Here is a 21,313-nt window from a genome sequence, read left to right as displayed (position 1 = left end):
ATCCTACGCGGTTATGCGAGCCAATCCAGTGTCAGGATCAAGCGGCGCTCGTCGACCTTGAGTGCGGGTGAGCGGTGGATCAGGCCGTAGCCTTCGTTGCCATGCCATTTGGTGCCTTTGAGCAACGCCACTTCGCCGCAGTGGACCTGCTGGATGCGCTCGCTGGGCTCGGCGTCCGGCTGGCTCAATTTGCGGCGATCCATCACGCCTTCACGCAGCCACTGGCTGCCGATGCCCGCATAGGTGGTGATCAGCCGCACCGGCACGTGGTCAACGTGAAAACGCGGGCACATGGCCTTGTCCAACAACCGCAGGCGCACGCCAATGCGCTTGGCGCCCAGCAGGCAGGCGAACGCACTGACCAGCCAGGACACATCGGCGATAAAGCCCTCGTAACCTTCAAGATCACGGCAACTGGCCGCCAAACCCAGCAAGTTTGGCTCAGCCTCTTCGCTGTTGAGTTCTATCACCATCGAGTCGGCCAACGGCTCGTTGAGCGCCACCAACAAGGCACCGAACTCGGCGATATGCAGGGGCAACTGGCGCTGCCATAGCGCCAGGTTCACGCCGTCTTCAAGAATGTCGGACAAGGCCAGGGGTGTGTCACCAAACGACTGGCGGATCACGGGGCGCAGGGGAATTACCGGGGCGAGCATCAGGCGGCTGCCTCCTCATACCAGGGGCCAAAGGGATCGGCCAGCAGGCGCCAACCGTCGACGCCCAAGGCCATTTCTTCATCGTTGAGCAAACACGCATCCAGCTCGGCGCGCATCTGGGCGAAGTCGATGTTCTGGCCGATAAACACCAGTTCTTGTCGGCAATCGCCGGTGCTCAGTTGCCAGTTGCCCATGATCGCCGCAACGCTTTCTTCGTCCTGCGGCCACTGGCTTTTGGGCACGAAGCGCCACCATCGTCCGGCAAAACCATGGCGCATCAGGCCCCCGGCCTGGGACCAACTGCCGGCGTCCTGGTGTTTGCTGGCCAGCCAGAAAAACCCCTTGGAGCGCAGCAATTTGCCGTTCACCCAAGGCCGGTCGATAAAGTCGAAGAAGCGCTGGGGATGGAATGGGCGGCGTGCGCGATAAGCGGTGGACGCAATGCCGTACTCTTCGGTTTCCGGCACATGTTCACCGCGCAGTTCTTGTAGCCATCCCGGGGCCTGGGCGGCGCGTTCGAAGTCGAAGCGGCCGGTGTTGAGGATCTTGTGCAACGGCACTTCGCCCATGACCATCGGGATGATTTCAGCCTGGGCGTTAAGGCGTTCGAGGATCGCCATCAGCTCTTCACGCTCGCGGCTGCTGATCAGGTCGATCTTGCTGATCAGGATCACATCGGCGAATTCGATCTGCTCGATCAGCAGGTCGGTGATGGAGCGTTCGTCTTCTTCGCCGAGGGTTTCGCCCCGTGAGGCCAGGCTTTCGGCGGCCTGGTAGTCGAGCAGGAAATTCATGCCATCGACCACGGTGACCATGGTGTCCAGGCGGGCGATGTCGGCCAGGCTTTGCTCGTTTTCATCGCGAAAGGTAAAGGTTTCGGCCACGGGCAAGGGTTCGGAGATGCCGGTGGATTCGATCAGCAGGTAATCGAAGCGACCTTCCTTGGCGAGTTTTCCCACTTCCAGCAGCAGGTCTTCGCGTAAGGTGCAGCAGATGCAGCCGTTGCTCATCTCCACCAGTTTTTCTTCGGAACGGTTGAGGGTGACGTCGCGCTGGACCTCGCTGCCGTCGATGTTGATTTCGCTCATGTCGTTGACGATCACCGCTACCCGCAGGTTGTCGCGGTTGCGCAGGACGTAGTTGAGCAGCGTGCTTTTACCGGCGCCGAGAAAGCCGGACAGCACAGTAACGGGGAGACGGTTGGGCATCAGATATTCCTCATCAGGGTTGGCCGGTCAAATCGCCCGTTTATGACGTTCGCGCAGCTCTTCACGTTCTTTGGCTTCGATACACAGGGTGGCGGTGGGGCGCAGCAACAAGCGTTGCAGGCCGATGGGCTCGCCGGTTTCGCGGCACCAGCCGTATTCACCGCGGGCCAGCAGTTCGAGGGCATCGTCGATCTTGTCCAGCAGCTTCTTTTCCCGCTCCAACAGGCGCAGTTGCCATTGGCGCTGTTCTTCGGCGCTGCCGACATCCGCGGGGTCGCTGTTGGGCTCCTGCTCGCGCAGCACCAGGAACTCGGCTTCGATACGGGCTTGCAGCTCATTGCGTTGGGTGAGTAGCAGCTCACGGAAGAAGCCTTGCTGGGCTTCATTCATGTAGTCGGCGGGCGGTTGGGCCAGCAGGTCTTGTCGGGTCATGGGGAGCGGTTCACGGGTCAGGCTGTGTTTTTATGTTATAGTATAACAATACAAATAAGCCAATCCCTCTTGAACGCCACGACGAAGGGCGCAATGCTTGAGCACCTTCCTGCCCAGAGAAACCTTATGAAATACCTGGCGTGCGCCCTGTTAGTGGCCGTGGCAGCACCGGCGTGCGCCCAAGTGCCGAGCCTGTTGGCCAACTGCACGCGCAGCGCCAACCTGCTGGCGTGCGTGGACCCACAGGGCAATGCCTACAGCGTGGCGACCCAAGGCAGCACCACGTATTTGCGCGGCTTTGAGGTAGTCGGCAAACGCTATTGGGCGCAGACCAACAGCCGCTATGGGCAGCTGACGTTCTTTACCGGTTTGGCATCGGATGGGGAGGCGTGGGTCGGCTACACGCGGCGTGTGGGCTGGACCACGATCAACCGGTTTTCCAGTTCCGGAGGCGCCAGCGCCAAGTTCACCTGCAGCCGAATTACGGGCTGTTAGACCTGGCCGCTCTTCTGTTCTTGGGCCCAGGCCATGTAGCTGTTCATCGGTGGGTTTTTCTCGAAATACCGTTTAAGGCCATCGAACAGCCCCTCCGCAACCGCCTGCTGATGACGTGCCGTGACCAGGCGCGCAGCGTCCCGGGTGTTGGAGATAAACCCGGTCTCCACCAAAATCGACGGTACGTCGGGTGACTTGAGCACCGCGAATCCAGCCTGCTCCACGCGTTTCTGATGCAGGGTGGTGATGCCTTCCAGGCTGCCCAGGATCGAGCTGCCCAGTTGCAGGCTGGAGGCGATGGTGGCGTTCATCGACATATCCAGAATCACCCCGGCCAACATCGGGTCCTTGTCCTTGAGATTGAGCAGCGTCGTGGCGCCCAACAGGTCGGCGCCGTTTTCACGTTGCGCCATAAAGCGTGCCGTGGCAGATGTCGCCCCCCCTTCAGACAACGCATACACCGACGCGCCCGAGGCCGTCAGCCGTGGCGCGGCATCGGCGTGCACCGAGATAAACATGTCGGCCTTGTGCTGACGGGCGATGTCCACACGCTTGCGCAATGGCACAAAAAAATCGTCGTTGCGCACCAGCTTCACATCAAAGCCCTTCTCACGCTTCAAGCGCTTGGCCAGCAACTGGGCGATGGACAGCACCACATCTTTTTCGCGCTGGCCCTTGGAACCGACGGCGCCGGGGTCTTTGCCGCCGTGGCCGGGGTCGACTACGACGATGATGTCGCGCTTGGGATGAGCCTTATCCACCAGTGGCTTGGGTTCAGCCGCAATCTGGCGTGGCGCCTGGGTAGCGTTGGTCAAATCAAGCACCAGGCGGTGGCCTTGGCCATCCTGTGGCGGCAGCAGGAAGCTGTTGAGCTGCATCGGCGCCGCCAAGTCCAGCACGATGCGCGTGTCGCTCTTACCGAAATGCCCCGAGCGGATCGCGGTGATCCCGCTGTTCTTCAACGCCAGCTGAGAGAAATCACCGCTGAGCCCGGCGCCGCTCAGGTCGATGATCAGGCGCTCCGGCGCGGTCAGGGAAAAGGTCTTGTACTGCACCGGGCCACTGAGGTCGAACACCAGCCGCAGCTTGTCGTCCGAGCGCCACAGCCGCGCATTGCTGATCTGCGTGGCATTCGCCGCAAACGGTAGCGTGAAAAGAGGACTGGCTAGAAGCAGGTTAAGGAGCTGACGTCTGTGCATGACAACTACCGCGAATGGAGGAGCATCCCTACTCGACATGACTGAAAAAGGGCTGGTGCAGAATATTCATCGTCGATCTTATTGTTATACTATAACATGTCTAATTATTTCCAACGATGGACCTGCCCATGAATGCGCTGACTCTGCCGGATATCGCCGCGCAGGCTTCACGCCAAGCCTTGCCACTCGACTGGGTAGGCATGTGCGGCATTGCCCTGCCAATCCTGATCGACGGCCAACGCCTCAGCGCCCGCGCCGATGCCGGCGTAAGCCTGGACGACGGCGAGGCTCGTGGCATTCATATGTCACGCCTGTACCTGGCGCTAGAGATGCTGGAGCAGCAGCTTCTTACACCTGCACTTCTGCGTAATGTACTGCAGCGCTTCCTCGACACACATGAAGGTTTATCTAAGAACGCTTACCTGCGTATCCACACCGATTTGCTGCTCAAACGCCCGGCATTGGTCAGCCCGTTAGCCGGCTGGAAAAGCTACCCGGTGAGCATCCAAGCGCGTTTGGAAAACCAGATGTTCCACGTGGAACTAAAAATTGACGTTACTTATTCCTCAACCTGCCCTTGCTCGGCTGCCCTCGCCAGGCAGTTGATTCAGCAGCAATTTCTAGAAGATTTCGCCAACACGCCGTTGCAGCATGAAGACGTGCTTAGCTGGCTCGGCAGTGCCAACGGTATTGTCGCCACGCCCCACAGCCAGCGCAGCAGCGCGCAGCTAAACGTCCAGTTGCAGGGCGAACACCTGCCGCTCAAAGAGCTGATTGATAACGCCGAAGCCGCCCTCGGCACTGCCGTACAAACCGCTGTAAAGCGTGCGGACGAACAAGCCTTCGCCCTGGCCAACGGGCAGAACCTGATGTTCTGCGAAGACGCCGCCCGCCGTCTGAACCTCGCCTTGAAGCGCTCGGATGCCGTCAAAGCCTTCCACCTGAAAGTGATCCACGCCGAAAGCCTGCACGCGCACGATGCCGTGGCTGAAAGCCGCTGGACGAGAAACCCTGCATGATCACCTGCACCGCTCTGCGCTGGGGCGCCCCCGGCCAACCGCTCACGCCCGCCTTCGATCTCACCCTGGAAAAAGGCAGCCTCACCGGCATCATCGGCGCCAACGGCACTGGCAAAAGCAGCCTGCTTAAAGTCATCGCCGGCCTGCAAAAGCCGCTGGCGGGGAAAGTGATGGTGGATGTTCCACGCCGTGGCGGCCTGTCGTTCCTGCCCCAGCAACAGCACCTGGATCGCCAGTTCCCCATCAGCTTGCAAGAGCTGGTCGCCGCCGGTTTCTGGGGCACTCAACTCACACCACAACAACGCAGCCAACGCCTGGAAGCGGTCCTGGAAGACTGGTGCCTTAGCGGCCTGGAGCATCGCCCACTCATGGCCTTGTCCGGCGGTGAACTGCAACGCGCCCTGCTTGCCCGCATGAGCCTGGCGCAAGCGCCGGTGCTGCTGCTCGACGAACCCCACGCGGCCCTCGACGAAGAAGGCCAGGCGCTATGCTGGAAGCACGTGCACGCCTGGCACGATGAAGGCCGCACGGTGGTCATCGTTTGCCATGACCTGGCCTCCGTGCGCCACCACACCCAGCAAGTTGTGCAGATCAAACGCACCGGCTGCGTGTTCGGCGAAAGCAAGGCACTGATCCGCCCCCAACCGCACATGCAGGTGGCCTGATGCACTTCGCCGCCCACCTGTGGATGCCCTTCGTCGATTTCGTCTTTATGCGCCGCGCCCTCATCGGCGGGCTGGTGCTCGCTTGCAGTACTGCGCCGCTGGGGGTGTTCCTGATCCTGCGGCGTATGAGCCTGATCGGTGACGCCGTCGCCCACGGCATCCTGCCCGGCGCGGCCCTCGGTTTCTGGTTCGCCGGCCTCAGCCTGCCCGCCCTGACTCTTGGTGGCCTCGGTGCAGGCCTGGGCATGGCAGGCCTCTCCGCCTGGATCACCCGCCGCACCGGGCTGCGTGAAGACGCCAGCCTCGCCGCCATCTATCCCATCTCCCTGGCCGCGGGTGTGCTGATCCTCGGCATCGCCGGCAAACGCCTGGATTTGCTGCACCTGCTGTTCGGTTCTGCCCTGGCCGTGGATCAAACCACCCTCACCGGCATGCTCTGGGTCAGCGGGTTCAGCCTGATCGCCATGGCGGCTATCTACAAACCGCTGCTGCTGGACACCCTCGACCCGCTGTTCCTGCAAACCGTCAGCCGCCTCGGCCCGCTCGCCCACGGGTTGTTCCTGACGCTGGTGGTGCTGAACCTGGTGATTGGCTTTCAGGCCATCGGCGCCTTGATGGTGGTGGGGCTGATGATGTTGCCGGCCATTGCGTCACGTTTCTGGAGCCGGCGCCTGCCGGTGTTGATCGCGGTATCGGCGGTGCTGGGATGCCTGTCGGTGTGGTTGGGTTTGTTGCTGTCGTTCTACTACTCGTTGCCCAGCGGCCCGGCCATCGTGCTGGTGGCGGGCGCCGGGTACTTGCTGTCCGTGGTCTTCGGTCCGGTGCACGGTTTGCTGCGCCGCCCGCCCTCTCTCACATCCCAATGAGGTGTTTCCCGATGCGCGCTTTACTCGTGCTGTTCAGCCTTCTGCTGCCGCTATCGATGGCCCAGGCCGCCGACAAACTCCAAGTGGCCACCAGCTTCAGTATCCTGGATGACATCACCCATCAGATCGGTGGTGATCACATCCAGATCAGCAACATGGTCGGCCCCGACGCCGACGCCCACACTTACGAGCCAACCCCAGACGACGCCAAGGCGCTGCTCAAGGCCAAGCTCATCATCAAGAACGGGCTGGGCTTCGAACCCTGGCTCGACCGCCTGGTAACCAGCACCGAAACCAAAGCCACGGTGGTGACCGCCAGCAAAGGCGTGATCTCCCACACCATGGACGAAGACGGCGAAACCATCCCCGACCCCCACGCCTGGCACAACCTGGCCAACGCCGAAATCTACGTGAACAACATCACCAAGGCGCTGGTCGCCGCCGACCCGACCAACAAGGCCGACTACCAGCGCAACAGCCAAACCTACTTGAAAGAAATCTACCGCCTGCTGGCCGAAGCCAAGGCCAAGTTCGGCGCGCTGCCACCGGGCAACCGCCGCATCGTCACCTCCCATGACGCCTTTGGTTACCTGGGCCAGGCGTATGGCATCGAGTTCCTCGCGCCACAGGGCCTGTCCACCGAACGTGAGCCGTCTGCTGCCGAAGTGGCTGCGCTGATCACCCAGATCCGCAAAGACAAGGTCAAGGCCGTGTTCATGGAGAACATCAAGGATTCGCGCCTGCTCAAGCAAATCGCTGACGAAAGCGGCGCGCAAATCGGCGGCACGCTGTACTCCGATGCCCTTGCCGCAGAAGGCCCGGCCAGCACCTTTACCGGGCTGTTCGAATACAACCTCAACACTCTGTGCGCCGCCTTGAGCAAGCCATGACCCTGAGCATGCTCGACCTGGAAGGCGCTGCCCTTGGCAGTCGCTTTCCACTCGAACAGGTACTCAACGCCCTGGCGTGGAACAGCGATGGCCTGATCGCCGCCATCGCCCAGCAACACGGCAGCGGCGAGGTATTGATGCTGGCCTGGATGAACCGTCAGGCCCTCAACGAAACCCTGGCCACCGGGCACGTTTGCTACTGGTCGCGATCGCGCCAGCGGTTGTGGCGCAAGGGCGAAAGCTCCGGCCATTGGCAGCAGTTGGTGGAAGCACGCCTGGATTGCGACGGCGATGCGGTACTGCTGATCGTCGATCAACAAGGCCCGGCCTGCCATACCGGCCGGCCCACCTGCTTCTACAACGCCATCGACGGCGACCACATACAAATCATTACGGAACCCACAGAATGATCCGCAAGAACCCTTCCGGCGATCTGCCGGTGATTGCCGAATCGGCCTACGTCGACAAGACCGCGATCATCTGCGGCAAAGTCATCATCGGCGAGAACGTCTTCGTCGGCCCCTACGCCGTGATCCGCGCCGACGAGGTTGACGCCAGCGGCGCCATGGACCCGATCACCATCGGCGCCAATTCCAATATCCAGGACGGCGTGGTCATCCACTCCAAGTCCGGCGCGGCGGTGACGATTGGTGAATTCACGTCTATCGCCCACCGCTCTATCGTCCACGGCCCCTGCACGGTCGGCGACCGCGTGTTCATCGGCTTCAACAGCGTGCTGTTCAACTGCGCCGTGGGCGACGGCTGCGTGGTGCGCCACAACTCGGTGGTGGACGGTCGCGACTTGCCGGACACCTTCTACGTGCCCTCCACCACCCGCATCGGACCCACTACCGACCTGTCCCAATTCCCGCCGGTAAGCGTCAGCGCTTCGGAGTTTTCCGAAGACGTGGCGCGCACCAACGTCGACCTGGTACGCGGCTACAAAGCCCTGCAAAACGAGTTCTGAACCATGAGCCGCCTGCTGATCCGCAATGCCCGCCTGGTCAACGAAGGTCAGGAATTCGACGCCGATGTGCTGGTATCCAACGGCCGCATCGAGAAGATCGCCAGCAGCATCGAAGGCTGCAACGCCCCTGTGGCCATCGACGCCCAAGGCCAATGGCTGCTGCCGGGCATGATCGATGACCAGGTGCACTTTCGTGAACCTGGTGCGCCGGACAAAGGCAGTTTCTACAGCGAGTCTCGCGCGGCAGTGGCCGGTGGCATCACCAGCTTCATGGACATGCCCAACACCAACCCGGCCACGTTGAACCTGGAAGCCCTGGCCGACAAAAAGCGCCGTGCGGCCCTGCATTCAGTCGCCAACTACGGCTTTCACTTTGGCGTGAGCAACGACAACCTCGACATCGTCGCCGCCCTCGACCCGTGCCAAGTGGCCGGGGTCAAAGTGTTCATGGGCGCCTCCACCGGCAATATGCTGGTGGACGACCCGCGCATCCTGGAACGCCTGTTTGCCGAAGTGCCCACCATCCTGCTGGCCCATTGCGAACACACGCCGAGCATCCTGGCCAACGAGCAGCGCTTGCGCGAGCGGTTTGGCGAGCACATCCCCGCCGTCGCTCACCCGCTGATCCGCGATGCCGAGGCCTGCTATCGCTCATCGTCCTTCGCGGTGGAATTGGCCAAGCGCCACGGCACGCGCCTGCATGTGCTGCACCTGACCAGCGCCCGCGAACTGGCGCTGTTCGACGACAAGCCGCTGGCCGAAAAACGCATCACCGCCGAGGTGTGCCTGCACCACCTGCTGTTCGATGACCGCGACTATCACCGCCTCGGCCACCAGATCAAATGCAACCCAGCGATCAAGACCCGCGCCGACCGCGACGCGCTGCGCCAAGCCTTGCTCAGTGATCGTCTGGATGTGATTGGCAGTGACCATGCGCCGCATACCTGGGCGCAAAAACAACTGGGGTATCGAGAGGCGCCGTCGGGTTTGCCCCTGGTGCAGCATGCGCTGCCGGCGTTATTGGAATTGGTGGCGGATGGGCACTTGCCCCTGACGATGCTGGTGGCCAAGACCAGCCATCGCGTGGCCGACCTGTTTGCCATTCCGGATCGCGGCTACCTGCGCGAAGGCTATTGGGCAGATCTTGTTTTGATCCAACCCGAGCCCGAAGGCAAACCGGTCAGCAGCCAACCGATCCTTGGCCGCTGTGGTTGGACGCCCTTTGCCGAGCGCAGCTTCCGGCACAGCGTCAGTACCACGCTGGTGTCTGGCCACCTGGCGTGGCACAACGGCCAGGTGGTCGACAGCTGCCAGGGATTGCCCCTGCATTTTTTGCGTTAAGCGCGGGGTTTGACCGTACCGCAGTCGTTGCCCAGCCACTGGGCGTGGCTGTCCAGGCTGCCCTTCTGCTGGATGCCGGTAGCATTGAAGGTGCCGTTGACGGTGGTGGTGAATTCCTTCTGGCTCTGGAAGGTCGCCACGCCAGTGCCTTGGGCTTTCGGGCAGCTGAAACGGAATTTCCACTGGTTGCCGGTCTTGTCGGTCACTTCCTGCTTGCAGCCCGACTGCGGGTCGGTCAGGGGGATCGAGTCGGAGGCTACCTGGGCCGGGGTCAGGCACACCTGCACGCCTTTGCCGGCCATGGTGATGCCTTGTTTTTCCAGCATGGCGCGTTGTTCAGGGGTCATCTGTTGCTTGAGCTGACCCAGGATCAGCGACAAATCCGGCAGGTCCTGGTTATCCACTTTCATGTTGCTGGTGGTCAATTCCCACAAGCCCGGCGCCAGCATCTGCGCCTGGGCTGCCATCGGCAGCGCCACACCCGTGACCAAGGCTAAACAGAGCAAACGAGCATTCATCGGGTAACTCCTGGGTAATGTTGGGCGTTAGACGCCGCAAAGTTGCCAGTGTTGCACGGCAAATAAAATAGCGACATTCACAGCCGTTCATGGTCTGTTAGGCATTGGATTGTCTGGAGTACCGCCGTCCATGGATTTCTTTGGCCCGCACCTGCTCGCCTACTTCATCGCCACGCTGCACTTTTTCGGCATCCTCGCCGCGATCCACGCGGTGCTGACCGTCAGGACCGCCCAAGGCTCCATCGCCTGGGCCTTGTCGCTGATGTTCATTCCCTACCTCACGCTGATCCCCTACCTGATCTTCGGCCGCAGCACCTTCGACGCCTATATCCAGGCGCGCCGCCAGGCCAACCAGGAAATGCACACCGCCATCACCGCGCTGAACTGGCGCCCGTGGGTCGAGGAGGCCCTGGCCGCGCGCAACTCCAGCGCCTACGCCGCCCTGCGCGCCATGCCCAAGCTCGGCCGCATGCCGTGCCTGGCCAACAACGAAGTACGTTTATTGATCAACGGCGATGCCACCTTCAGTGCAATCTTCGACGCCATCCGCAGCGCCAAGACCGCGATCCTGTTTCAGTTCTTCATCATTCACGACGACGACCTCGGTCGCCAACTGCACAGCCTGTTGAAGGAAAAAGCCGCCGAGGGCGTCGACATTTACGTGCTCTACGACCGCATCGGCAGCCACGCCCTGCCCCATCGCTACGTGCAATCACTGCGCGAGGCCGGGGTGCAGGTCAAGGCGTTCGCCACCCGCAGCGGTTGGCTCAATCGCTTCCAGGTCAACTTTCGCAACCACCGCAAGATCGTGGTGGTGGACGGCATCACCGGGTTTGTCGGCGGGCATAACGTGGGCGATGAATACCTGGGCAAAAAGCCGCCACTGGCACCGTGGCGCGATACCCATATGCAAGTCACCGGTCCCGTGGTGGCGTGCTTGCAGGAGTCATTTGCCGAGGATTGGTTCTGGGCTGCCCGTGAGTTGCCGCCGTTGATCCTGCCGGACGCCTACCCTGAAGATGGCGTGCTGTGCCAACTGCTCGCCAGCGGCCCGGCCGATCCGTACGAAACCTGTTCGCTGTTCTTCGTCGAAGCGATCCATGCGGCGACCGAACGGGTATGGATCACCAGCCCGTATTTCATCCCCGACGAGGCGGTGTTCGCCGCCCTGCGCCTGGCGGTATTGCGCGGCGTTGACGTGCGCTTGCTGCTGCCATCGCGCCCTGACCACCGCATCGTCTATGCCGCGTCCAGCCTGTATGCGATTGAAGCCGTACGCGCCGGGGTGCGGGTGTTCCGCTACACGCCGGGCTTTCTGCATCAGAAGGTGGTGTTGGTGGACAACGAAATCAGCGCTATCGGCAGTGCGAACATGGATAACCGCTCGTTCCGGCTGAATTTCGAAGTGATGTTGCTGACGGTGGATGAAGCCTTTGCCCGCGAAGTGGAGCAGATGTTGCTGGAGGATTTTGCCCAGGCCCATGAAGTCAGCCAGGAAGAAAGCCGCGAGACGCGGCGTTTGCAGCAGTTGGGGATGCGGGTGGCACGGCTTATTTCACCGATTCTCTAACAGGCAACTTAAAACCCATGTGGGAGCGGGCTTGCTCGCGAATGCGGTGGATCAGTTACATCACAAGTGACTGACACACCGCATTCGCGAGCAAGCCCGCTCCCACATTTGGATCCTCAGTGTTCCCAGAGGCTCAGCGATAGATATCTTCCCGCGTCCACGGCAGCTCATGGCTGCCATCGGCGTGAGGCTTCACCGCCAATATCTGGTGCAAGTTGATCCAGCCCCGCGCAAACGCATAGGCACACCCGGCCAGATACAACCGCCAAATCCGCAACGCCTGCTCCGGCACCATCTTCGCCGCCGCTTCCAGGTTGTCTTCCAGGCGCTCGCTCCAGTGGTCCAGGGTGCGCGCGTAGTGCAGGCGCAGGCTTTCGACGTCGACCACTTCCAGCCCGACTTCACTGAGTTCAGCCGTCATCATCGCCAGGTGCGGCAATTCGCCGTTGGGGAACACGTAGCGCTCGATAAACTCCCCAGCGCCACGGCCAACGGGGCGGCCGTCGGTGTGCTTGGCGGTGATGCCGTGGTTCATTACCAGGCCACCTTCACGCACCGCGCCAAACAGGGTCTGGCAGTATTGCGCCAGGTTGGCGTGGCCAACGTGCTCAAACATGCCCACGCTCACCACTTTGTCGAAACGCCCGTCTTGGGGCAGGTCGCGGTAGTCGAGCAACTGCAGGTCCACCTGGTCTTCCAGGCCCTCGGCTTTCACCCGCTCCCGGGCCAATGCCAACTGTTCTTTGCTCAGGGTGATGCCAAACACCTTCACCCCGAACTCCCGCGCGGCAAACCGTGCGAGCCCACCCCAGCCACAGCCGACGTCGAGCAAATACTCCCCTGGCTGCAGCCGCAGCTTGCGGCACAGGTGGCGAAATTTATCTTGTTGGGCCTGGTCGATGGATTCGCTGCCGGTTTCGAAATAACCGCAGGAGTACGCCATGTCCTGGTCCAGCCACAGCTGATAGAACTCGTTGGACAGGTCGTAATGGTAGGAAATGGCTGCTGCGTCGGTGGCCTTGTCGTGTATCGAACGCACCGGACGACTTTCTTCGTCATCTTCGATCAGGGCGTGACTCAACTCATCACACACCCGGATCACTTCGGTGATGGAGCCTTCCAGCTCCAGTTTGCCCTCGATGAAGGCTTCGCCCAGTGAGTTGAGCGTGGGATGGGTCAGCTTGCTCACCATCGTAGGGTCCTTCACCACGATGGTCACACTGGGCTCGGGGCCCAAATTGAATTCGTGGCCGTCCCAGAGTCGAAGACGCAGCGGTAGCTGAAGATTCTGTAAGGCCGGTGGAAGTTGCGCGAGCATGAGTAGTCCCCCCTTGTTTCAGACGTCTGGAATGAGGGTAGACCATCCCTATAAAAGTAGGAAGCTATCTATTAGTCGCACGCATCTACGGGGTTCGACGCTCGACCAACCCCTCCTGGACCCACTGTTTCAGCCATGTAACGGCTTGCAGCGGGGCACCCTCTGCACAGGTGATTGCCAACTCGGCGCACAGTTCTGCAAAGCACCAGCCGCTGGTCACCATGCCCGCCAGGGCGCAGGCTTCGGCGGGATCCAGGCTGCGGTAATGGCATACATTCTGATGGCGCCACACTAGGCAAACCTGCGCAAGCTCAAGGGCCTGGCTGCCGGGGAAGTCCGCGTCCTCCTTGCAGGCCCGCCAGATGGCAACGCTATTAAAATGGCACAGCAACTGCTGCACCGAGGGCGCCAGACTGACCTGCAAACCCGGCCAGGCTTCAGGCGCCAGCGACGCCATGTCATTGAAGGTCAGTGGCTCACCCCCTGGCGCGTCGAACGCCAGCGTAAACGCCCACTCCAACTGGGCCAGTTCGGCCAGTGGTGCGCTTTGCTCTGCTACCAAGTGCTCGGGGATAAACGCCGAGAACCGCTCGCCCAGCCAACGCAGGCTGTAATGGGCAGACGGATAGCGGCGCACATAGGCTTGGGCCAACACCGCGAACTCATCATCCCCCAGCCAATAGCGGATGGCGCCGAAGTCATGCAGCAGCACCTCCTTCAAGCGTGCGAGATAGGCGTTGTGATAAATCGCCAAGCCCGTTTCCACATCCAGCGTCGGGCCGCCCAGCAAGGTAGAGGCGAAGCCACTATTGGCGACGGATGACTCGGTCAATAAATGTTGTTCGAAGGCCAACTGCCAGTCGGTCAGGCGCATAACGGCCTCCGGGCCAATGCCGTGGTGCCCAGCTCACGCGCTTTGCTCAACTCTGTGAGCAATTCTTCGAACGGTGGGAAGTGGTCATCGCGCTCCAACAACGTCGACACCGGCCCCAAATGTTCCAACGTCTGCTGATACAACGCCCACACCGGATCGCATACGGGATGATCATGGGTATCGACCACATAGTCGCCATAGTCCATATGCCCGGCCAGGTGTAGTTGGCGGATGCTGTGCGGTGGCAGGTTACGAATAAACGTCCAGGCGTCGAAGCCATGGTTGCGCGAGCTGACGTACACATTGTTGACGTCCAGCAGCAACTGGCACCCCGACAGGTGCGCCAGCGCGTTGAGAAACTCCCACTCGGTGAATTCGTCGGCCTTGGCGCGCACGTAACTGGAGACGTTTTCCAGCACCAGAGGGCGCTGCAACACGTCCTGCACTTGGCGCACGCGGGCGGCCACGTGGTACAGGCTTTCTTCGGTATAAGGCAGGGGCAACAGGTCATGCAACTGGTGGGCGCTGCCGCGGCTCCAGCACAGGTGATCGGACACCCACGCCGGTTGGATACGCTCGGCGAGCTGCTGGATCTGTTTCAGGTAGTCGAGATCGAGGGCATGGGGGCCGCCGATGGACAGTGACACGCCGTGCATCACCAGGGGGTAACGCTCGGCGATCGCGTCGAGGTAGTACAAGGCTTTGCCGCCTTGCACCAGGTAGTTCTCGGAGATCACTTCAAACCAATCCACCGCGGGGGATTGTTCAAGGATCTGCTCATAGTATTCGTTGCGTAGACCCAGGCCGTAGCCCAGGGAGGAGAATGGTGTCGTCATCATGAACTCCTGCAAAAGTGTCCGCAGCGGCTTGAAGACCCGCTGCGGTTGCACCCGGCTCGCGCTTACTCGCCGACTTTACCGCCAGCCGCATCGCAGGCGGCCTTGGTCATGGCCTTGAAGCCGTGGCCTTTGCAGACTGCCTGGCCTTTGCAGGCGTTTTCAGCGGTTTTGCAGTCGTTCATGCCTTTGCAGGAGGTGACGCCGTAGCAATGAACAGTAGCGTCGGCAGCCTGTACCTGGGTGGCGACACCGGCAAACAGAGTGGCGGCAGCGATAGCCAGGGCAGCACCGGATACGGCGTTCTTGATGTTCATTTTTGTAGTCCTCAGAGATCAGTAGGGGTGTCGGTCCGAGCGGATTGCTCAGTCTCGACACACCACTAGAGAGAGGCCCCCCATCGGCGTTACAACGCCTTCACGATTTTTCTTCAAGTTTCGACAATGGCTCCTGAAAACGCAGCAACCGCCCGGCGTTGCCCAGTACCAGTAACGTGCTGAGGTTATGCAGCACCGCCGCAATCATCGCGCCCGCCGCCCCCAGCCAGCCGAATGCGGCAAACACCACGATGGCCAGCGTCCAACCCAGGCCGATGATCACGTTCACCTGCAACGTCTGCCGGCACTGGCGACTCAAGCGCACGCAGGTGCCCAAGCGCCGCAGGTCGCTGCCGATCAGCACCACGTCCGCCGACGCCAGCGCGATATCCGCCCCGCCCGCCCCCATGGCCACGCCGACCACACCGGCCTTGAGCGCCAGCGAATCGTTAATGCCGTCGCCCACCACCATCGGGCGGAAGCCGCTGCCGATCTCCCCCAGCACGCGGTTGAGCTTGTCTTCCGGCAACGCCTGGGCTTCAACGTCACTGATGCCCACGTCCAACGCCAAGCTGTCGGCGACGCTTTGGCGGTCGCCGGTCAGCAGCAGTTGCCGCCCCAGGCCCAGCTCGCGCAACTCTTGCAGGGCCTGGCGGGCTTCCGGCTTGACGCTGTCGGCCAGCAGCAGCCAGGCCAGGAACTGCCCGTTCAACGCCAAGCCTGCAATCGGTCCGTCATGGTTGGGGACAGGCGTGGTCACAATGCCCAATTGCTCGAACAACTCAGGCCGTCCCAGCGCCGCTTCGCCTTGATCAGTCTGCGCCACCACGCCCAGGCCCTGGCGTTCACGAATATCGGTCAGCACCAGCATCTGTTCCTGCGTGGCCAACCCCGCCAACGCCCGGCTGACCGGATGGCTGCTGGCCGAACCCAGGCTGGCGGCTAGATTGAGCAACACCTGTCGATCCGGCGCTGTGGTTTCGATGGACTGCAAACGCAGGGTGCCAAAGGTCAGGGTGCCGGTCTTGTCGACCACCAGCGAGGTCAGGTCTGCCAACTCCTCAAGGAACGCCGAGCTGCGAATCAAAATCCCATGGCGCGCCGCCACGGCAATCCCGGCAATCGCCGTGGCCGGTGCCGACAGCACCAACGCACAGGGGCACGCCGCCACCAGCACGGCGAGCATCGCCTGGGCGTCGTTGGTCACAAACCAGGTCACCGCCGCCAGCAACAGCACCAGCACCATATAGCTGCCGGCGTAACGCTCCAGCAGCCGCGTGATCGGCGGCTTGGAGCGCTCGGCGTTCTGCATCAAGGCGATGACTTTGCCCAGAGTCGACTCGCTGCCGGTGCGGGTCACTTGCAGGCGCAGCAGGCCATCGAGGTTGATCGCCCCGCCAAACACCTGCACGCCCACACTGGCTTCCAGCGGCACCGACTCCCCGGTGATCGGCGCCGTATCCAAGCTGGCCTGGCCCGACAACACCACGCCATCGGCGGGCACGCGGTCGCCGGCACGCACTTCAACGATGTCGCCGGTGTGCAGCGTGCCGTTGTCCACCTCAACGATGCTGCCGTCAGCCTGCACCAACCGCGCGTGGCTGCGGGTCAGCTTGCCCAACGCGTGAATGGCTTCCTGGGAGCCGATCACGCTGCGCTCCTCCAGCACATGGCCGAAGATCATGATGATCGGCAACAGCGCGGCGGTCAGCAGATCACCGGTGGCCCAAGCGCCGAGCATGGCCAGGGCGATCAGTTGGTCGGTGATGCCGTGCAGGCTGGGAAACCGCAGGCTGTACCAGGCCGAACGCATCACCGGCACCGCCACCAACAGCGAAGCCACGCCCAGCAGCAGTTGGCTCACGCCGGTCTGGTCCGGCGCCAGCCAGCGCCACACCAGGCCCAACACCAGCAAACCCAAAGCCAGCATGGCCAGGGTCAATTGCCGCGCAGCACTGCGCTGTTCGGCGGAGGTCAGCATGGGTGCGCTCATTGTTCGGCTCCCTGGATGATCAAGCGGGAGTCGTCCTTGGGGTCCACCGTGGTCACGGAACCGGCCTGGCCGAGAATCTTCGGCAAGCGCTCGCGGTACAGGCGCAGCAGCAGGCCGGGGTCTTTGACTTGGGCGAGGCTGGCCACCGTGGCGGTTTGCGCCTGAGCATTGGCCAGGCGTTCGCTGGCCTGGGCATGGGCCACTTGCACCAGGCGGTCAGCCTGTTGGTTGGCAGTCTGGGTGAGCTTTTCGGCTTCTGTACGCGCGTTGGCCACGGCTTTGTCGGCTTGCTGGCTGGCGGTTAACACCGCGTTGAAGGCATTCACCGCCGGGCCCGGCAGGCTCGATTGCACATCCACACGAGTAACCTGGATACCCAGGCCCAGACCGCTTGCGGTCAAGTCCACCAAGCGCTGGTTGATGCCTTGCACCAGGTCACCGCGCAGCCGTTCACGGCGTTCGGCGGCGCCGTTGTCGCTGCCGATCAGCTCGGGGCGCGCCACCAGAATGGTGTCCAGGTCTCGGGCCGCCGTGAGGGCCACGGCGCTGCGGGTCACCAGTCGATCCAATGCCGGCAATACATGCGCGCCCTGCAACACAAACGCATAGGGTTCGGTGACCTTGTAGAACACCCGCACATCCAGTTGCACCACACCGGCATCGCCGGTCAGCAGGTAGCCGGAACCAGCCAAGGCATCGCTGAGCGGCGTGGCGAAACTGGCCACCCGGTCGGCCTGCACCGCCGCGTCGGAACGCAGCAGGTTCTCCACCCGGCGCTCAATCACCCGGTCCGCCGCTGGCAACAGCACCACTTGCTCGAACGGTTGCGGCCAGGCCAGCAACAGCCCGGCATTCTGGATGCGGTCCAAGGCGCCAAAATGCAGCACCACGGCGCGGTTCTGCGGGTCGATCTGGCGCACATTGGAAAATGCCCAGGCCAGCGCGGCCAACACGGTGACCGCGTACAGCGCCAGGAACGTGAGGCGCCCGGCCTGAATCCACGGGCTGTCAGGCTCGGTCATGGCTGGACGTCCTTAGGCCCGTCCACCAAGGCGCGAAACGGCGCCGCATCGGTTCGCAGGATGATCTTGGTGCCCGGCGTGACCACGGTGCCCAAGGTGTCGAGGGAGCGCAGCAAGTTATACAACTGTGGATTACCGGCGTAAGCGCGGCCGTAAATCTGCGCCGCTTCTACCCGCGATTGGGCTTCGATATCGGCAGCTTTCACCGTGGCATCGGCTTGCACGATGCGCGCATCGCGCTCGGCAGCGGAGCGAATCTGCGCCGCTTCGCGCTTACCCACGGCGGTTCGTTCAGTGGCGATGGTTTCGCGCTCGGCGCGCATGCGGTCAACGGTGGCGGTGAGGGTGACGGAGGGCAGTGTCAGCCGCTCGATCCCCACTTGAGCCACGCGCACGCCGTAGGTGGTGAGCAATTGTTGCTCAATCTGCTGGCGCAACTGCGTTTCAAAATCGGCAATGCGTACCTGACTGGCGTCGGTGTTGATCAAACTGGACAGGTCAAAACTGGCCGCCGTGGTTTCCAGCGCCGAGCCGACAAAGGTGCGAATCTGCCGCGCCGCTTCATCCGGCTGGTTCTGCACCGCACGCATAAAGCGTTGCACATTGTCGGCATCGCCCTGCACCTGCCACGCCACATAGGCCTGCACGATGATGCGCAGGCCATCGCGGGTGCCCACATCCTGCAAGCCGCTGGAGGTGGTGCGCAGGCGCAAATCCACCGGAATCGCCGCCTCGAACGGCGCCGGCCAACGCCAGCCCAGGCCCGGCTCCAACAGCACCCGCGCCGGGTTGCCAAAACGGGTAATCACCGTGGCCTCGCCGGAACGCACCTGCACCAGGCTGGCGGCCGCTACCGCAAACAACACCAGCAACAACGCCCAGGCCATGCGCCGCCATGGGAACGGGCCGCCAGCGTGTTCGTCACCGTGATGATGGTGGTGGTGATGGCCATGATGATGACCGTGATCGTGGGAATGAGCGCTCAACAGACAGACTCCTTATTGAACGGCTTTACGCGGCACCGAAGGATCGGCCGGTAAGGTAAAGGAACGCAGATCAATCGTCGGCGCACTGTCGGCGCCCAGGCGATGATCCAGAATAAGCAGCTTGGCGTGGGCGAGGCCCTGGCTGAGTTGGCCGAGGTACTGCTCCAGCACGAAGGCCTTGCCAGCGGTGGCATAGGCCTTTTGTTCGGCGGCAAACCGCAGGTCGGCGGCTTGGGCACCGGCATTCACTTCGCGGGCGGTGGCCGTGGCTTGGTCGCGGGCGGTGCTGGCTTGCAGCAAGGCTTGGTTGGTTTGCTCGCTGGCGGCACCGCGCTCGCGGGAGATCAAGGCCTGGGCGCCGATCTGCGCAGCCTGCACACCGTGATAAGCATTGGCGGCACCGGCCGGGGGGTGGATCGCTTCGACCACGGTGGCGAGAATTTCCACGCCGCTGTCGAGTGTTTGCAGATCCGTCTGCACGGCGCGGCCGATTTCGTCGGCGAGGCTGGTGCGTTGTTCCCCGAGCAATTCGTCGAGAGTACGTGATGCAAAGTCGTGGACCAGGATGCGGCTGGCGGTGCTGCGGATCAGGGTCGGCACATCGGCGCTGTTATAAGTGGCGGCGAGCGCGGCCTGATCGGTCAGGCCGATGCGGTAGACGAACCGCACATCCATATTGACGATCTGGAAGCTCTGCTTGTCGCCGCTGCTGCTGGCGATGACCTGGGATTTGTCATTCACGTGGCTGGCGTCCCACAGGCGGTTGGCGATCAGCGGCGCCGGGCCTTCGGCAGCGGCCAATTCCGGGGTGGCGGCTTCGCTGACGCTGGTGGCCAGCTCGTGCACCACGCCGTTTTCCACACTGATCACGCGGCCCAACGGCCAGGGCAACCCGGCATGCAAACCTGGGCCGAACACTTCAACCGGTTTGCCAAAGCGTTCATAAATCCCACGCCCTTGCAGCGGCACTTCGTGCACCCCGGTCAGCGCCCAACCGACCGCCAGCACCACCAGCAACACCGGCAAAAATGCCCGGCGCATGTAGGTAAAGGCCCAGATCTGACGCAGGTCGATGCCGAAGCGGTTGTGCAGTTCGTGCTGCAAGGCCAGCAAGGGTTGCGGTGGCCAGCGCAACAACCCGGCGATAAAACTTTGCGCCATCAGGCGCGGCTCAAGGCGCGGCTGGCGCGGGCTGAACAACGACAGCACGGCCCTCAGCAGAAATTCGACGGCCACCAGTGCCGGCAACAGGCCAATCAGTACGGCCAGACGTAGCGGCCAGACCGACTCGGCGCCAGCAAACAGCAGGCAAACCGCACTGACCACCAGGCAGATAATCGCCACCCGGCTCAACTGTGCCAGTTGCGAGGCTTCCGGCCATTGGGCGGTGGTTTCCTGCGCGAGGCGGCGTTCGAACACCAGCAAGCCAAACCCCAGTGCCAAGGCCAACGCTGCACCGATGCTGGCTGATTGGCCGACCGGCGCGGCAGGCAGCGCCAGGCTCCAGAACTCGATAATGCTGACCAGCGCCAGCAGCGACCAGCCGCCGAGCCACAACACCGGCGCGCCGATCTGCTGGCCGAAGCGTCCCATCAGGCGCGCATAGCGGCCGCTTGGCTCAACGGATAGTTCCACCACCGGTTCTTCCAGCGCCTGGGCACGCCAATCGGCTACCCACCACGCCGATTGCAAACCGGCCACCAGCACCAGCAGCGCCGAGGCACAGTTGATCAACACCACCGGCCAGATCGACAGCGGCGCAAACAGGGCGACAAACAACGCCAACACCCAACCGGCCACCGCCAGCACCGTCAGGCTGATGCCGGCTTGGCGCAACCGACGGGCATGGAACAGCCCTTGCTGAAAACGCGGCAGGCCTTCCACCGAAGCGCCGTCAGCTTCTAGATCCACTTGCATCCACTCAACGCCCGCACGTACACAATTCGTTACGATATAACACAGAGCGTGAAATTTTTGTTCGATGAATACAGCTTTCGAACTCATTGCAAATCCCCTGTGGGAGCGGGCTTGCTCGCGAAAGCAGGGTGTCAGTCGCTACATGTTCTGACTGATACACCGCTTTCGCGAGCAAGCCCGCTCCCACAGGGGTACATCGCAGTACTCAAGACCGTGACCAACCC

General features: G+C 62.3%; 22 protein-coding genes. 9 read left to right on the top strand and 13 right to left on the bottom strand.

Annotation, left to right across the window (positions count from 1 at the left end; all coding sequences use genetic code 11):
- Positions 1 to 11: 11 nt before the first annotated feature.
- Genes ACLD1Y_RS00360 through dksA form a run of 3 tightly spaced genes read right to left on the bottom strand, consistent with a single transcriptional unit; the run spans position 12 to position 2,296 of the window.
- Entirely contained in the window at positions 12 to 656 is a 645-nt protein-coding gene (locus ACLD1Y_RS00360) for a DUF1826 domain-containing protein (protein ID WP_429474476.1), read from the bottom strand.
- Positions 656 to 1,864 (bottom strand): zinc metallochaperone GTPase ZigA, encoded by a 1,209-nt coding sequence (gene zigA, locus ACLD1Y_RS00355; protein ID WP_429474474.1) that lies wholly within the window; start codon positions 1,862 to 1,864, stop codon positions 656 to 658. Before zigA ends, ACLD1Y_RS00360 begins: the two co-directional genes overlap by 1 nt.
- A 27-nt stretch (positions 1,865 to 1,891) precedes the next feature.
- Positions 1,892 to 2,296 carry an RNA polymerase-binding protein DksA gene (gene dksA, locus ACLD1Y_RS00350; protein ID WP_429474473.1) on the bottom strand — a complete coding sequence of 135 codons (405 nt, stop codon included), beginning with the start codon at positions 2,294 to 2,296 and terminating at the stop codon, positions 1,892 to 1,894.
- A gap of 126 nt (positions 2,297 to 2,422) precedes the next feature.
- Here dksA and ACLD1Y_RS00345 point away from each other — a divergent pair, with 126 nt between their 5' ends.
- On the top strand, positions 2,423 to 2,791 hold the full coding sequence (locus tag ACLD1Y_RS00345; RefSeq protein ID WP_429474471.1) for a glutamine synthetase: 369 nt from the start codon (positions 2,423 to 2,425) through the stop codon (positions 2,789 to 2,791).
- On the opposite strand, the gene ACLD1Y_RS00340 is transcribed toward ACLD1Y_RS00345, so the two are convergent.
- Positions 2,788 to 3,990, bottom strand: a complete 1,203-nt coding sequence (locus tag ACLD1Y_RS00340; protein ID WP_429474469.1) for an N-acetylmuramoyl-L-alanine amidase — start codon at positions 3,988 to 3,990, stop codon at positions 2,788 to 2,790. The two genes, ACLD1Y_RS00345 and ACLD1Y_RS00340, sit on opposite strands and share 4 nt — an antisense overlap.
- A 128-nt stretch (positions 3,991 to 4,118) precedes the next feature.
- On the opposite strand from ACLD1Y_RS00340, the gene folE2 reads away from it, so the two are divergent.
- Genes folE2 through ACLD1Y_RS00305 form a run of 7 tightly spaced genes read left to right on the top strand, consistent with a single transcriptional unit; the run spans position 4,119 to position 9,738 of the window.
- The gene (gene folE2 / locus ACLD1Y_RS00335) at positions 4,119 to 5,009 is read left to right on the top strand and encodes a GTP cyclohydrolase FolE2 (protein WP_429474467.1); all 891 of its coding nucleotides are present in this window, start codon (positions 4,119 to 4,121) and stop codon (positions 5,007 to 5,009) included.
- Positions 5,006 to 5,674 carry a metal ABC transporter ATP-binding protein gene (locus tag ACLD1Y_RS00330; protein ID WP_429474465.1) on the top strand — a complete coding sequence of 223 codons (669 nt, stop codon included), beginning with the start codon at positions 5,006 to 5,008 and terminating at the stop codon, positions 5,672 to 5,674. The genes folE2 and ACLD1Y_RS00330 overlap by 4 nt, the downstream gene beginning before the upstream one ends.
- Positions 5,674 to 6,540, top strand: a complete 867-nt coding sequence (locus ACLD1Y_RS00325; protein WP_429474463.1) for a metal ABC transporter permease — start codon at positions 5,674 to 5,676, stop codon at positions 6,538 to 6,540. Before ACLD1Y_RS00330 ends, ACLD1Y_RS00325 begins: the two co-directional genes overlap by 1 nt.
- A gap of 11 nt (positions 6,541 to 6,551) precedes the next feature.
- Complete coding sequence (locus tag ACLD1Y_RS00320; RefSeq protein ID WP_429474461.1) at positions 6,552 to 7,430, top strand: metal ABC transporter substrate-binding protein; 879 nt, start codon at positions 6,552 to 6,554, stop codon at positions 7,428 to 7,430.
- A complete protein-coding gene (gene hisI, locus ACLD1Y_RS00315) occupies positions 7,427 to 7,840 on the top strand; it encodes a phosphoribosyl-AMP cyclohydrolase (RefSeq protein WP_429474459.1) in 414 nt (137 codons plus the stop codon). The genes ACLD1Y_RS00320 and hisI overlap by 4 nt, the downstream gene beginning before the upstream one ends.
- A complete protein-coding gene (locus ACLD1Y_RS00310) occupies positions 7,837 to 8,397 on the top strand; it encodes a DapH/DapD/GlmU-related protein (protein WP_429474457.1) in 561 nt (186 codons plus the stop codon). Before hisI ends, ACLD1Y_RS00310 begins: the two co-directional genes overlap by 4 nt.
- A gap of 3 nt (positions 8,398 to 8,400) precedes the next feature.
- On the top strand, positions 8,401 to 9,738 hold the full coding sequence (locus ACLD1Y_RS00305) for a dihydroorotase (RefSeq protein ID WP_429474455.1): 1,338 nt from the start codon (positions 8,401 to 8,403) through the stop codon (positions 9,736 to 9,738).
- Here ACLD1Y_RS00305 and ACLD1Y_RS00300 read toward each other — a convergent pair.
- The gene (locus ACLD1Y_RS00300) at positions 9,735 to 10,256 is read right to left on the bottom strand and encodes a DUF3617 domain-containing protein (RefSeq protein WP_429474453.1); all 522 of its coding nucleotides are present in this window, start codon (positions 10,254 to 10,256) and stop codon (positions 9,735 to 9,737) included. The two genes, ACLD1Y_RS00305 and ACLD1Y_RS00300, sit on opposite strands and share 4 nt — an antisense overlap.
- A 130-nt stretch (positions 10,257 to 10,386) precedes the next feature.
- On the opposite strand from ACLD1Y_RS00300, the gene cls reads away from it, so the two are divergent.
- Positions 10,387 to 11,826, top strand: coding sequence for a cardiolipin synthase (gene cls, locus ACLD1Y_RS00295; RefSeq protein ID WP_429474451.1), 1,440 nt, complete (start codon positions 10,387 to 10,389; stop codon positions 11,824 to 11,826).
- 133 nt (positions 11,827 to 11,959) lie between these two features.
- Here the strand turns inward: cls and cfaB are convergent, their stop codons facing one another.
- From cfaB to hflK (ACLD1Y_RS00255), 8 genes are all read right to left on the bottom strand, one after another.
- Complete coding sequence (cfaB, locus tag ACLD1Y_RS00290; RefSeq protein ID WP_429474449.1) at positions 11,960 to 13,144, bottom strand: C17 cyclopropane fatty acid synthase CfaB; 1,185 nt, start codon at positions 13,142 to 13,144, stop codon at positions 11,960 to 11,962.
- Positions 13,145 to 13,229: 85 nt separating this feature from the next.
- On the bottom strand, positions 13,230 to 14,018 hold the full coding sequence (locus ACLD1Y_RS00285) for an HvfC/BufC family peptide modification chaperone (protein WP_429474447.1): 789 nt from the start codon (positions 14,016 to 14,018) through the stop codon (positions 13,230 to 13,232).
- A complete protein-coding gene (bufB, locus tag ACLD1Y_RS00280; protein WP_429474445.1) occupies positions 14,009 to 14,854 on the bottom strand; it encodes an MNIO family bufferin maturase in 846 nt (281 codons plus the stop codon). The genes ACLD1Y_RS00285 and bufB overlap by 10 nt, the downstream gene beginning before the upstream one ends.
- Before the next feature lie 65 nt (positions 14,855 to 14,919).
- Positions 14,920 to 15,171 carry a BufA2 family periplasmic bufferin-type metallophore gene (gene bufA2, locus ACLD1Y_RS00275; RefSeq protein ID WP_429474443.1) on the bottom strand — a complete coding sequence of 84 codons (252 nt, stop codon included), beginning with the start codon at positions 15,169 to 15,171 and terminating at the stop codon, positions 14,920 to 14,922.
- 100 nt (positions 15,172 to 15,271) lie between these two features.
- Positions 15,272 to 17,164, bottom strand: a complete 1,893-nt coding sequence (locus ACLD1Y_RS00270) for a cation-translocating P-type ATPase (protein ID WP_429474441.1) — start codon at positions 17,162 to 17,164, stop codon at positions 15,272 to 15,274.
- On the bottom strand, positions 17,161 to 18,186 hold the full coding sequence (gene hflK / locus ACLD1Y_RS00265) for a protease modulator HflK (protein WP_429474439.1): 1,026 nt from the start codon (positions 18,184 to 18,186) through the stop codon (positions 17,161 to 17,163). Before hflK (ACLD1Y_RS00265) ends, ACLD1Y_RS00270 begins: the two co-directional genes overlap by 4 nt.
- Positions 18,183 to 19,175, bottom strand: coding sequence for a protease modulator HflC (gene hflC / locus ACLD1Y_RS00260; protein WP_429475343.1), 993 nt, complete (start codon positions 19,173 to 19,175; stop codon positions 18,183 to 18,185). Before hflC ends, hflK (ACLD1Y_RS00265) begins: the two co-directional genes overlap by 4 nt.
- Before the next feature lie 9 nt (positions 19,176 to 19,184).
- Positions 19,185 to 21,089 (bottom strand): protease modulator HflK, encoded by a 1,905-nt coding sequence (hflK, locus tag ACLD1Y_RS00255; RefSeq protein ID WP_429474437.1) that lies wholly within the window; start codon positions 21,087 to 21,089, stop codon positions 19,185 to 19,187.
- Positions 21,090 to 21,313: the final 224 nt, after the last annotated feature.

Source organism: Pseudomonas sp. 18175, from assembly GCF_050432925.1.
In the GTDB taxonomy this organism is placed as follows: Bacteria; Pseudomonadota; Gammaproteobacteria; order Pseudomonadales; family Pseudomonadaceae; genus Aquipseudomonas.
This window is presented reverse-complemented; position numbering and strand designations above follow the sequence as displayed.